This is a genomic window from Acrocarpospora sp. B8E8, from assembly GCF_039871605.1.
GTDB classification, from domain to species: Bacteria; Actinomycetota; Actinomycetes; order Streptosporangiales; family Streptosporangiaceae; genus Acrocarpospora; species Acrocarpospora macrocephala.
On the sequence record NZ_JBDPLV010000019.1, the window covers coordinates 111,159 to 124,016 of the forward strand.

The 12,858-nt window shown below is 67.5% G+C and carries 11 protein-coding genes; 10 read left to right on the forward strand and 1 reads right to left on the reverse strand.

All coding sequences use genetic code 11. The features are described from left to right. Position 1 precedes the first annotated feature (1 nt). On the forward strand, positions 2-394 hold the full coding sequence (locus tag ABGB08_RS20430; protein ID WP_347592538.1) for a MaoC family dehydratase: 393 nt from the start codon (positions 2-4) through the stop codon (positions 392-394). Positions 395-408: 14 nt separating this feature from the next. Further along, the gene (locus tag ABGB08_RS20435; RefSeq protein ID WP_347592540.1) at positions 409-1,569 is read left to right on the forward strand and encodes a lipid-transfer protein; all 1,161 of its coding nucleotides are present in this window, start codon (positions 409-411) and stop codon (positions 1,567-1,569) included. Here the strand turns inward: ABGB08_RS20435 and ABGB08_RS20440 are convergent. Next, the gene (locus ABGB08_RS20440) at positions 1,566-3,077 is read right to left on the reverse strand and encodes a hypothetical protein (RefSeq protein WP_347592542.1); all 1,512 of its coding nucleotides are present in this window, start codon (positions 3,075-3,077) and stop codon (positions 1,566-1,568) included. The genes ABGB08_RS20435 and ABGB08_RS20440 overlap by 4 nt on opposite strands. 251 nt (positions 3,078-3,328) lie before the next feature. On the opposite strand from ABGB08_RS20440, the gene ABGB08_RS20445 reads away from it, so the two are divergent. The 8 genes from ABGB08_RS20445 to ABGB08_RS20480 all read left to right on the forward strand — a co-directional run bounded on the left by ABGB08_RS20445 (position 3,329) and on the right by ABGB08_RS20480 (position 12,824). Beyond that, positions 3,329-4,336 carry an ABC transporter ATP-binding protein gene (locus ABGB08_RS20445; RefSeq protein ID WP_347592544.1) on the forward strand — a complete coding sequence of 336 codons (1,008 nt, stop codon included), beginning with the start codon at positions 3,329-3,331 and terminating at the stop codon, positions 4,334-4,336. Then, entirely contained in the window at positions 4,329-5,000 is a 672-nt protein-coding gene (locus tag ABGB08_RS20450) for an ABC transporter permease (protein ID WP_347592546.1), read from the forward strand. The genes ABGB08_RS20445 and ABGB08_RS20450 overlap by 8 nt, the downstream gene beginning before the upstream one ends. Next, positions 4,997-5,659, forward strand: coding sequence for an ABC transporter permease subunit (locus ABGB08_RS20455; protein WP_347592547.1), 663 nt, complete (start codon positions 4,997-4,999; stop codon positions 5,657-5,659). Before ABGB08_RS20450 ends, ABGB08_RS20455 begins: the two co-directional genes overlap by 4 nt. 39 nt (positions 5,660-5,698) lie before the next feature. Beyond that, positions 5,699-6,613: an ABC transporter substrate-binding protein gene (locus ABGB08_RS20460; RefSeq protein WP_347592548.1), complete on the forward strand. Its 915-nt coding sequence runs from the start codon at positions 5,699-5,701 to the stop codon at positions 6,611-6,613. Between the two features lie 105 nt (positions 6,614-6,718). Next, positions 6,719-7,198, forward strand: coding sequence for a flavin reductase family protein (locus tag ABGB08_RS20465; protein ID WP_347592549.1), 480 nt, complete (start codon positions 6,719-6,721; stop codon positions 7,196-7,198). A gap of 958 nt (positions 7,199-8,156) precedes the next feature. Then, positions 8,157-10,328 (forward strand): 1,4-alpha-glucan branching protein GlgB, encoded by a 2,172-nt coding sequence (gene glgB, locus ABGB08_RS20470; RefSeq protein WP_347592551.1) that lies wholly within the window; start codon positions 8,157-8,159, stop codon positions 10,326-10,328. A 158-nt stretch (positions 10,329-10,486) separates the two neighbouring features. Further along, the gene (locus ABGB08_RS20475; protein WP_347592553.1) at positions 10,487-10,729 is read left to right on the forward strand and encodes a hypothetical protein; all 243 of its coding nucleotides are present in this window, start codon (positions 10,487-10,489) and stop codon (positions 10,727-10,729) included. 490 nt (positions 10,730-11,219) lie between these two features. Then, positions 11,220-12,824, forward strand: a complete 1,605-nt coding sequence (locus ABGB08_RS20480; RefSeq protein WP_347592555.1) for a glycosyl hydrolase family 18 protein — start codon at positions 11,220-11,222, stop codon at positions 12,822-12,824. Positions 12,825-12,858: the final 34 nt, after the last annotated feature.

Sequence of the window (12,858 nt, forward strand, 5' to 3'; positions counted from 1 at the left end):
CATGCGAACGCTGGAGATGGCCGTCGGCACCACGCTCCCCGAGCTGGTGATCCCGCTCACCCCGACCCTGATCATCTCAACCGCGCTCGCGACCCGCGACTTCACCCCGGTCCACCACGACGTCGAACTCGCCCGCGCTCAAGGCTCCCAGGACATCTTCCTCAACATCCTGACGACGATGGGCCTGATGGAGCGTTTTGTCACCGACTGGGCCGGACCGGAAGCTCTGATCCGCGGCATCAACGTCAAACTCGGTGTCCCGGCGTACGCGGGGGATACCCTCACCTTCACCGGCACCGTCGCGGAGCGTGACGGCGACATCGGGACCGTCGACGTGCGCGGCACGGTCTCGCTGGGCGCCCACGCCACGGGCACGGTCCGCTTCTCCCTCTGAACGAGAGGTTCTCCATGGCTGGTACGGCGCTTGCGGGCATCGGCGCGACCGAGTTCTCCAAGAACTCCGGCAGATCCGAACTCCAGCTGGCCGCGGAAGCGGTCTTCGCCGCCCTCGACGACGCCGGACTCGCCCCCTCGGATGTGGATGGTCTCGTTACTTATACGCAGGACAGCAACCAGGAGATCGCGCTCGCGCGTGAGGTCGGCATCGGCGACCTGACCTATTTCTCCAGGGTGCACTACGGCGGCGGCGCGGCCTGTGGCACGATCGCGCACGCCGCGATGGCCGTGACCACCGGAGCTGCGGAGGTGGTCGTCTGCTATCGGGCGTTCAACGAGCGGTCCGGGCGCCGGTTCGGGCAGCCCGACGCGGGGCTCGGCGGCGAGCCGTCGTCGCTGGGGCTGGAGATGAGCTGGCATGTGCCCTATGGGCTGATGACTCCGGCCGCGTGGGTAGCCATGTTCGCGCAGCGTTATATGCACGAATATGGCGTTAAATCCGAAGATTTCGGGCGGGTGGCGGTGGCGATGCGGCGGCATGCGGCCGGCAATCCGGCGGCCTGGTTCTACGAGCGGCCGATCACGCTGGCCGACCATCAGGCTTCGAAGTGGATCGTGGAGCCGCTGCACCTGCTCGACTGCTGCCAGGAGAGCGACGGCGCCGTGGCCCTCGTCGTCACCTCTGCCGACCGGGCGCGCGATCTTCGGCGCACCCCCGCGCTGATCGCGGCGGCGGCCCAGGGCGCGGGAGCCGGCCAGATGATGATGACCAGCTACTACCGCGATGACATGACCGGCCTAGCCGAGATGGGCGTAGTCGGCCGCAAATTGTGGGAAATTTCGGGACTCAGGCCGTCAGATATGCAGGCGGCCATTCTTTATGATCATTTCACCCCGTTTGTCCTGACTCAGCTGGAAGAACTGGGGTTCTGCGCCCGGGGCGAAGCCAAGGATTTCATCCGCGACGGCGGCATCGAGATCGACGGCCACCTCCCCGTCAACCCCCACGGCGGGCAGCTCGGCGAAGCCTACATCCACGGCATGAACGGCATAGCCGAAGCCGTACGCCAAATCAGGGGCACCTCGGTCAACCAGGTCCCCGACCTGGAGAACGTCCTGGTCACCGCCGGCACCGGAGTCCCCACCAGTGGCCTGATCCTGACCCGAGGTTAGGGCGTCACCAGCGTCGGCACCGAGAAGAACACCAGCAGCGCGATGGCCAGGCAGATGGCGAACCCGATCAGCTCCCACAGCCAGTCATAGTGGTGCTCGCCCACCTTGATCGGCTTGACCTTCCGCTTCCGCTTGCGCTGCCTCGGCCGCTCACTCTCGCGCCCGGCCATGGCGGCTCGCGCCAGCGCGCTGGGCGTGTCGTCCACCGTGGTCGTGCCACCAGGAAGATCGTCATCCAGCACCGGAAGCGTGGCAGCAACCTCGACCCGAGCCTCCCGAGCATCTTCGACCCGAGCTTCCTCGGCGGCAGCCGCACCCTCGGCGACCACCGGCTTGGCCACGGGTTCCACCGTGGGCGCCACCGCGGTCTCGACCTTGGCGTCGGCCCTGACGTCGACCCTCGCCTCGGCCCGGGATTCGGCCGGGGCATCGAGTCTGGAATCGAGTCTGGAACCGGCCCCGGCATCGACTTGAGCTTCGGCCCTGGTTCCGGCTTCGGGCTCGGCCGGATTTCCAGCCGCCGCCGCTTCCTCCGCTTCCGCGGGCGTGAAGGCGTCGAACGACTCCATCTTCTCGAAGGTCGCCAGACCCTCCTCGACCAGCGCCTCCACCTGATCGACCGGCCGCAGCGGAGCCTTCGGCGCGATCCGCTTCCGCCGGGGATAGGTATCCGACAGCACCCGCAGAATCGACCCGCGGATCCGCGGCATCGGCTCGGTCAGCGCCTCGTGCCGCCGCCGCCCCTGCGGCTTGGCCTGCTCGGCAGGCTCCGCGAGCCCCTCGGCCTGCACCAGGCAGGCGTTGCTGACCTCGTCCGGGGGCTTCAACGGCAACGGCCACACCGGCGTGGTCGGCCATAACTTCTTGGTGATCAGACCAGGGGGTTGCGCCGCCGACGGCTCCTCAAAAGGGAGCGCCGACAGCACGCGCTGGCGTACACCGTGGGCGGGCTGCCGCCACGGCAACCGGGCCAGCACGTCCTCGATCGGGGCGACGCCGATGGCGTCGTAGATCTCGGCCACGTCCGGTGGAACGAACGGAGCCTCACGGGCGGCGGTCACGGCGGTCGCGAGGGTCTGGCCGAAACGGTTCCTGGCGCTGGTGGTCAGCTCGGCGGCGGTGTCGACGGCCACGTCGAGCACCCAGGAGAGCTCGTTGACGTTCAGCCCGCAGCCCGCGGACAGCAGCAGCACCTCGCGCTGGTGCGGCCGGATGTCCCGGAACACGCGCTCGATCAGCGCGGTCGCCGGGTCGGCCACCGAATCGACGGCGGGCAGGGCGTAGCTGACGTCGCGACGGTAGATCTCGCGGCGGGCGAGCGCGTACAGGGCGGCACGCTGCGGCTCGCTGCCGGGAACGCTGGTGAGCACGGCCACCAGGGCGTCGGCGGCGGAGGCGGTCTCACCGAGCTGATCGTGACAGTACGCGAACAGCCCGGCGGCGTGACGCTCGTAGAGCTCGGCGATCAGATCGCTCCGGGAGCGATGACCGGTGAGCGGTTGTGTCACGGCCGGTACCTCTGGGGTTCCTGTGGAGGGATCGTAAGAGCAATCATGCCAAGGTCGCGCCCTCCGGCGCACTATATAGCCGCCTTTTTGATTGGATATTTGGTGCGGCTTATCGATAGATCATTCCGAAGTTCCAATTAGGTCGCCCCAGGCGACAGAACAGACAGCCGCCTCGTAGGCTGGCTGGCGAGATCGACTGCTGGACGTTCAAGCCGGCCGTGCCGGAGGCGCGGCCATAGCAAAGGTCACGAGTGATCAGATTTGACGGCGTCACCAAGCGCTACGCGGATGGGACCGTGGCTGTGGACAACCTCAGTCTGGAGGCGGCGAGCGGGACGATCACCGTCTTCGTCGGGCCTTCCGGCTGTGGCAAGACCACCTCGCTGCGCATGATCAATCGAATGATCGACGCGACCACGGGCCGGATCACGCTGGACGGCCAGGACGTCAAGGCCATCGAACCGGCCACCCTCCGCCGCGGCATCGGCTACGTCATCCAGCAGGCCGGGCTCTTCCCGCATCGCACGATCGTGGACAACATCGCCACCGTGCCGTACCTGCTGGGCTGGGACCGGAAGAAGGCCAGGGCGCGGGCCATGGAGCTGCTCGAACGGGTGGGCCTGGACCCGAAGCTGGCCAAGCGGTATCCGTTCCAGCTGTCCGGCGGGCAGCAGCAGCGGGTCGGCGTGGCCCGGGCGCTGGCCGCCGATCCGCCGGTGCTGCTCATGGACGAGCCGTTCAGCGCGGTCGACCCGATCGTCCGGACGAGCCTGCAGGAGGAACTGCTGCGGCTGCAGTCCGAGCTGCACAAGACCATCGTGTTCGTCACCCACGACATCGACGAGGCGGTCAAGCTGGGGGACACGGTCGCGGTGTTCCGGGTGGGCGGGCATCTGGCCCAGATCAGCGATCCGGCCACGCTGCTGAGCGCGCCCGCCGACGACTTCGTGCGCGAGTTCCTCGGCCGCGACCGCGGCATCCGCCGCCTGTCGTTCGTCCCGGCCGCGGACGTGCCGCTGAGTCCGCCGCCTGACACCCTCGTGGTGGACGACGGCAAGCCGGTGGGATGGAAGTCCGACGACGGGACACGGCCGTACGGGAGCTTCAATCCGGCGACGGACTCGCTGCGGGCCGCGCTGGACGCGGCGCTGCTGTCGGTGAACGGCGTGGCGGTGGCCGTGGACGGCGACGGCAAGGTGCTCGGCGTGGTCGCCAGGGACGCCCTGGACGCCGCCGTGTCGGGAGTTGCCCGTGGATGAGCCGCTCATCCGGTGGGACTGGATCGCCAGGAACTGGGACAACGGCAGCCCGCTCGCGATCAGGACCCTGCTGGAGAACCACATCGTCATGGCGTTCGTGCCGGTCGTCTTCGGGCTGATCCTGGCGATCCCGCTGGGCCTGGCCTGCGCCCGCTGGCGGCTGCTCTACCAGCCCACCACCGCCCTGATGAACATCGTGTACGCCATGCCCTCGCTCGCCCTGTTCTCCATCCTGCTGTCGGTGACCGGCCTCACCCAGACCACCGTGATCATCCCGTTGACGCTGTTCTCGCTGGCCGTGCTGATCCCGTCCGTGGTGGACGGGATGACCTCGGTCCCCGATCACGTGCGGCAGTCGGCCACGGCGATGGGCTTCCGGCCGCTGCGGCGGCTGGTCCTGGTCGAGCTGCCGATCGCCACGCCGGTGGTGCTGGCCGGGACCCGGGTGGCCACCGTGGCCAGCATCAGCCTGGTCAGCGTGGGCGCGCTGATCGGCCAGGGCGGCCTGGGCGCGCTCTTCACCGACGGCTGGCAGCGGCAGTTCTCCACGCCGATCATCGTGGGCATCGCCCTGATCGTCCTGCTGGCCGTCGCCGCGGACCTGGTGCTGATCGTGCTGCAACGGCTGCTGACGCCGTGGTCGCGGGCCAGGAGGTCGGCGTGAACTGGCTGATCGACTTCTTCGGGGAGCCGGCCAACTGGTCGGGTCCCGACGGCATCCCCACCCGGCTGCTCCAGCACGTCGAGTTCTCCCTGCTCGCGTTCGCGATCGCCGCGATCACCGCGCTGCCGCTCGGGCTGTGGGTCGGCCACACCGGGCGCGGCGCCGTGCTCGTGGTGCTGTCGGCCAACGCCGCCAGGGCGCTGCCGACGCTGGGCCTGCTGGTGCTGGTCGTGCTGCTCATCGGGGTGGGCACGATCTGGCCGGTGCTGATCCCGCTGATCGCGCTGGCGGTCCCGCCGATCCTGGTCAACGCGTACGAGGGCATCAGGAACGCGGACGCGGACCTGCGTGACGCCGCCTACGGCATGGGGCTGCGCGGGCGGCAGGTACTGTTCAGCGCGCTGGTCCCGGTCGCGCTGCCGCTGATCCTGCTGGGCCTGCGGCTGGCCGCGATCCAGGTGGTGGCCACGGCCACCGTCGCCGCGTACGTCGGGCTTGGCGGTCTGGGCCGCTACATCATCGACGGTCTGGCCACCAAGGACTATCCCAGTGTCTTCGGGGGAGCGGTGCTGGTCGTGCTGCTGGCGCTGGCCGTGCAGTTCGGCTTCGCGCTGCTCAACCGGGTGGTCGTCTCGCCGGGGGTGCGCCAGGTCCGCTAATCTCACCTTTACCCCCCGAATTTGAAGGGATATTTCTCGATGAAACGCCTCATACTCACCGCGGTCGCCGCGGTGTTCACTCTGTCCGCGTGCGGGGGCGGATCCGATCCGCTCAGTCAGGCCACGCCTACCGCCGCCGCGCCGGCCAGTTCGGGGGGAACGACCGCCGCCAGCGTCACCGTCGGCTCGTTCGACTTCCCGGAGAGCGTGCTGCTCGCCTCGATCTACGCCCAGGCTCTGCAGGCCAAGGGCGTGACGGTCACGGAGAAGCCCAACATCGGCAGCCGCGAGATCGTCTACGACCAGATCAAGAGCGGTGGGCTGACCATCCTGCCGGAGTACATCGGCTCCCTGCTGGCCTTCGTCGACTCCAGCGCCACCGCCAAGAGCACCACGGACGTGGTGACCGCGCTGGGCACCGCCCTCCCGCCCGAGCTGCAGGTCCTCGCCCCGTCGGCGGCGCAGGACAACAACTCGCTGACGGTCAGCAAGGAGACCGCCACCAAGGACAACCTGAAGACGATCGAGGACCTGGCCAAGGTCTCCAAGGACTACATCGTGGGCGGCCCGCCGGAGTTCAAGGACCGCCAGGAGGCGAACTTCAAGACCGTCTACGGCCTGGAGTTCAAGCAGTGGGAGCCGACCGGCGCCACCACCGCCGAGGCCATCAAGAGCGGCACCATCCAGGTCGGCAACGTCTTCACCACCGAGCCCAAGATCATCCTCTACGACCTGGTCTCCCTCGAGGACAACAAGAGCGCGTTCGCGGCCGAGAACGTCACCCCGCTCGTCTTCAAGGCCGGCGTGGACGACACCGTGAAGTCCACCCTGGACGCGATCTCGGCCAAGCTCACCACCCAGGGCCTGCTCGACATGATGAAGAAGATCACCGTCGACAAGGACGACCCGCCCGCGGTCGCCAAGGACTGGCTGACCCAGAACGGCCTGCTGTAGCAATTGGAAAGTCGTGATCTGGACAGCCGCAGCGGTGAGTCGCTAGGTCGGCGGCTGTCTAGCCACCTGGAACCCTGGCCCCCACGTGGGGGCTAGGGTTTTCCGGTGAGCGAGTTCACCGAGGCGATGGCGCAGCTGGCCGGGGGAGTGGCCGTGGTCACAGTCCGGGACGGCCGCGACGACGTCGGCAACACGGTCAGCACCTTGCTCTCGGTCTCCGCCGAACCCCCCTTGATCCTGGTCAGCCTGACCTCCTCCAGCTACCTGGCCGAACTCCTGCTCCGCCAGGATCGCTGGGCGGCCAGCCTGCTCGCCGACGGCCAGCAGGCCATCGCCTCCCGCTTCGCCACCCCCGGCCGCCCCGGCGCCCGCCTACTCCTCGCCGGCACCCCGCACCATCGCGGCACCGTCTCCGAGGCGCTCCTCATCGACGACGGCGTCGCCGCCCTCGAAGCCGAAACCACCCGCGTCGTCCCCGCCGGCGACCACACCCTCTTCCTCGCCACCGTCCTGTCCGTCGACTACGTCGACACCGTCAGGTCCCCCCTGGTCCGCCTCCGCTCCCGTTACCGCCCCGTCGGCTAGCGCATGCGCCGACCGAACCGCCCAGACCGCCAGGAGGGCGCTGATCATGCCGGAGAACTGAACGACAATCCGCCAGAAGATAGAGGGAATGGGGACGATGGTCGGCAAGTCCAGCTGGTGCCACCAGATCATGTGACCTACCGCCAGGTTGGCCCAGGCCGGCCACAGTGCTCGCCAGGACCAGCGGCCGTCCAGCCGTTGGGCGACCAAGATCATCCCTAGCCAGATCGAGTGCACGACCGAATTGAGGTTGACGACAAAGATCCATTCAATGGACATGGGCAGGGCGAGAACGTCGAAGACGACGTAGACCGCGATCATTTCCACGACACTGATCGCGCCGAAGATCGAAGTCAGCCACCGCAACAGCGGTCGCGTGCCGGTCAGGACCCGCTGAAACAGGACGACAAGCAGGACATTCATCAGGATCAGCGGGAGGATGGGACTTGGGGCGATGTATCGGAGAAACCAGAGCAGCAGGTAGCCTCCGGCGGCCCAGTAGAGAGTTCGGCGCAGGCCGTCGACGCCTCCGGTCCACCAGGGCGACCGCAGCGGTGGAGTCGTCCTGGCGGGTCCCCGGGCAACCTGCCAGATCGCCCAGACGATGATCACCGCTGCCGCGATCCGCAGCGGCGCGAAGATCACCGCCTCATCGAACGGCGGATACCAGGTCTGCGCGATCATCCAGTCGGGGAGGTCGTCGCCCACGAGATTGAGGTAGGCGCTCGCCGCCGTGAAGATCACGGCGTATCCGCCGGCGAGGATCACACCGATGACCCAGAAGCGATATCTGCTCATGCGTGTGTCCTCCTGAATGATCAAATGTCGCCCTCATTATCGGGACTCACGCGAGGCTTCAGGAGGAGTGAAGTGAATCTTTCGGGCGCGGGGGGTGGGTGTGGAGGAGGTTCTGGGGCAGGGTAGGACCGGCGGCGGGTTAGGCAAGGAGTGAGGCAGCGTGGATGACCAGACGCGTAGGGATTTGGATCGGCTGGCCGGGGGGGCGCATCACGATCCGCATGCGATCCTGGGTGGTCATCTGACCGCGGACGGGGTCGTCATCCGGGTGTTGCGGCCGTTCGCGGAGAAGGTCGAGGCGCTGGTCGACGGGGCCGCGTATGCGCTGCGGCATGTGGCGTTCGGGGTGTTCGAGGTGGTTTTGCCGGGGCTGGATAAGATCCCGGCGTACCGGATCAGGGTGGGCTATTCGGGCGAGGAGCCGTACGAGGCGGGAGATCCGTACCGGCACTGGCCCACGCTCGGGGAGGTGGACCTGCACCTGATCGGGGAGGGGCGGCACGAGCGGCTCTGGGAGGTGCTCGGCGCGCGGGTGCTCGACCACGACGGTGAGGTGGGTACGGCTTTCGCGGTCTGGGCCCCCAACGCGCTGGGCGTGCGGGTCATCGGCGAGTTCAACCACTGGAACGGGGGCGGCCATCCGATGCGGTCGCTGGGCCGGTCGGGGGTCTGGGAGCTGTTCATCCCGGGAGTCGAGGCGGGCTCGCGGTACAAGTTCGAGATCCTCGGCGTGGACGGGGTGTGGCGGAGCAAGGCCGACCCGATGGCCCGGCGCACCGAGGTCCCCCCGCAGACCGCCTCCGTGGTCGACAAATCCGAATATGTCTGGAACGACGAGGAGTGGCTGGCCGAGCGTTCGGCGCGGGACGCGCTGGCCGCGCCGATGAGCACCTACGAGGTGCATCTCGGGTCGTGGCGGCCAGGGCTCTCCTATCGGGAACTGGCCGAGCAACTCACCGCGTACGTCACGGACATGGGGTTCACCCACGTCGAGTTCCTGCCTGTCGCCGAGCACCCGTTCGGCGGCTCCTGGGGCTACCAGGTGACCTCCTACTACGCGCCGACGTCCAGGTTCGGCGGCCCCGACGACTTCCGGTTCCTCGTCGACACCCTGCACCAGGCCGGGATCGGCGTGATCGTCGACTGGGTGCCCGCGCACTTCCCGATGGACGACTGGGCGCTGGCCCGCTTCGACGGCACCCCGCTCTACGAGCACGCCGACCCCGAACGCGGCGAGCATCCCGACTGGGGCACCTACGTGTTCGACTTCGGCCGCCGCGAGGTGCGCAACTTCCTGGTCGCCAACGCGGTCTACTGGCTGCGCGAGTTCCATGTCGACGGGCTGCGGGTGGACGCGGTGGCCTCGATGCTCTACCTGGACTACTCACGCCGGGACGGCGAGTGGACGCCCAACATCTACGGCGGCAGGGAGAACCTGGACGCGATCGAGTTCCTCAAGGAGATGAACACGCTCGCCTACCGGGAGGCCCCCGGGATCGTGACGATCGCGGAGGAATCCACCGCCTGGCCCGGGGTGTCGCGGCCGGTGCACCTGGGCGGGCTCGGGTTCGGCTTCAAATGGAACATGGGGTGGATGCACGACGCACTGGCGTACATGAAGCACGAGCCGGTGTTCCGGCAGTATCACCATCACCAGCTGACCTTCTCCTTGATGTACGCCTACTCGGAGAATTTCGTGCTGCCGCTCTCGCATGACGAGGTGGTGCATCTGAAGGGTTCGCTGCTGGCCAAGATGCCCGGTGACGAATGGCAGCGCTTCGCGAACCTGCGCGGGCTCTACGCGTTCATGTGGGCGCATCCGGGCAAGCAGCTGCTGTTCATGGGTGGCGAGTTCGGCCAGGGCTCGGAATGGTCGGAGTCGAAGGGGCTCGACTGGTGGGTCCTGGATTTCGACTTCCATCAGGGTGTGCAACGCCTGGTCAAGGACCTGAACCGGGTGTACGCGTCGACGCCCGCCCTCTTCTCGCAGGATTTCACCCCTGACGGATTCCGCTGGATCGACGCCGACGACGCGCCGGGGAACGTCTTCTCCTTCCTCAGGTACGGCTCCGACGGCTCGGTTCTCGCCTGCGTGGCCAACTTCTCCGGCGGGCCGCACGAGGACTACCACCTCGGGCTGCCGCGGGAGGGGCGCTGGGAGGAGGTGCTCAACACCGACGCGTACGAATACGCCGGCAGCGGCATCGGCAACCTCGGCGAGGTCATCGCCACCGACGACCCCCATCACGGTTTGCCCTGCTCCACCCACCTCCGGGTACCCCCCCTGGGCGCCGTCTGGCTCCTCCACAAATCGGAAATTTCCGACATCTAATTAAATAGGCGAAATGAATGACCTTGGGATTTATTAACGTGCATTAGGGTTCGACTGCACTCTTTCGTGGTGATGTCTGGAATGGAAGTGTCTCGGCGGTAATGGCGTCGGGATGCGAAATTCCGGAATTTCTTCCCACATAGGAGGAGTGCTACCTCATGCGAGGTCACATCTACTTCCGGCGTGCCGTGGCCACCACGCGCGCCACCTACGCGGAGGCGGGCGGTGCGATGGTCGACGTCGGCCTGCCAGGCATCCCAGCCGACCCGGCCCGGCCAGTCCTGCTCCCCTGCGTCGACGCACCCGGCCGCGAGGCCACCTGCCCCACCGACGCCCGGGAGAAAACCCAGGACACCACCATTATCGACTCCATTCCCGCCTCCCTGAAACCCCGCGACTAGACCTCAGTACCCGAAACCGCGTCACCCGGTGACGCGTTGATATTCCTTCTCGTGGCCTCTGCGCCGCGTCGTTCCCTTCATGGGAGCAATATTGGCGGGCAGCACTTCAGCCGAGCCCGCCCGTGGTTAGAACAACGACCGGCGCACAATTCGGATAGTCGACACGTGCGCCGGTTGTTGTCCCCTCCTCGTACGTCCTCGACGTCCTCGCGGCGTGATTCGGATGCGAATCGGCATTGGAACGGTCTAACGCCCGGATGTCCGCCGATCGTAGGTTCTCCTCATCCGGCCGGAAGAGCCGGTTCCACCAAGGAGGGGACCATGATCGAGAGGCCTCGCCTTAGGTCAGGGTTAAGCGGACATTAACCCCGATGTCGCCCCATTGACCCTGCTCCATGATTGACCGTACGCTCCGGGAGTAACTCATAGGAAACTTTCCTATTAGTACGAGGGACTGACCCTATCTGACCTGGAGCAACCCTTGCGTCGAATGACATTCGGGTCCTTGATCGCTGCGGCGGCGCTGTTGGTGCCGTTGGGGGTCGGGACGGCTATCGCTGCAACTCCGGCTACCGCCACCTATGCCGTCACCTCCGACTGGGGCTCCGGCTTCGAGGCGAAGGTGACGGTCCGGGCGGGCGACTCCGCGCTGGCCAGCTGGCGCGTCGAGTTCGACGTCCCGGCGGGAACCGCCATCAGCTCGGCCTGGGACGCCGACATGACGAAGAGCGGCAACCACTACACCTTCGTGAACAAGGGGTGGAACGGGGCGGTTCCGGCGGGCGGGCAAGCTTCGTTCGGCTTCATCGGGGCGCCCGGCGGGCTGGCTGCCGTACAGAACTGCACCCTCAACGGAGCGGCCTGCACCGGCGGCACGAACCCGTCACCCTCGCCGTCGCCCAGCCCGACCGCGAGCCCGAGCCCGACCGCGAGCCCCAGCCCGAGCCCGAGCCCGAGTCCCACGCCGACCTCGCCGCCCGGGCGTAAGGTCATCGGCTACTTCACCAACTGGGGCGTCTACGGGCGCAACTACCACGTGAAGAACCTGGAGACCAGCGGCTCCGCCGCCAAGCTCACCCACATCCTGTACGCCTTCGGCAACGTCAGCGGCGGCCAGTGCTCGCTCTCCGACACCTACTCCGACTACGACAAGTTCTACTCGGCGGCGGACTCGGTGAACGGCGTGGCCGACACCTGGGACACCGGCGCGCTGCGCGGCAACTTCGGCCAGCTGCGGCGGCTGAAGGCCATGCACCCCGGCCTGAAGGTGATCTTCTCCTTCGGCGGCTGGACCTACTCCGGCGGCTTCACCCAGGCCGCCGCCAACCCGACCGCGTTCGCGAACTCCTGCTACAACGTGGTCGAGGACCCGCGCTGGGCGGACGTGTTCGACGGCATCGACATCGACTGGGAGTACCCGAACGCCTGCGGCCTGACCTGTGACACCAGCGGCTTCGCCTCCTTCAAGAACCTGATGCAGGCGATCCGCAACAGGTTCGGCGCGAACAGCCTGGTGACAGCGGCGATCACCGCCGACGGCACCAGCGGCGGCAAGATCGACGCGGCGGACTACGCGGGCGCGGCGCAGTATGTGGACTTCTACATGCCGATGACCTACGACTTCTTCGGCGCCTTCGCCCCGCAGGGCCCGACCGCTCCGCACTCGCCGCTGACGTCCTACACCGGCATCCCGCAGGCGGGTTTCTACTCCGACGCGGCGATCCAGAAGCTCAAGTCCAAGGGCATCCCGTCCAGCAAGCTGCTGCTCGGCATCGGCTTCTACGGCCGGGGCTGGACCGGGGTGACCCAGAGCGCGCCGGGTGGTTCGGCCACGGGCGCCGCGCCGGGCACGTACGAGGCGGGCATCGAGGACTACAAGGTCCTCAAGACCAAGTGCCCGGCCAACGGCACGGTCGCCGGCACCGCGTACGGGTTCTGCAACGGCCAGTGGTGGGGATACGACACCCCCAGCACGATCACCGGGAAGATGACCTACGCCAAGAACCAGGGCCTGGCGGGCGCCTTCTTCTGGGAGACCAGTGGTGACACCAGCAACGGTGAGCTGATCAGCGCCATCTACAACGGTCTCCGCTAGCCACCCCCGGATCCTCGGGGTCGGCTCGACCCCA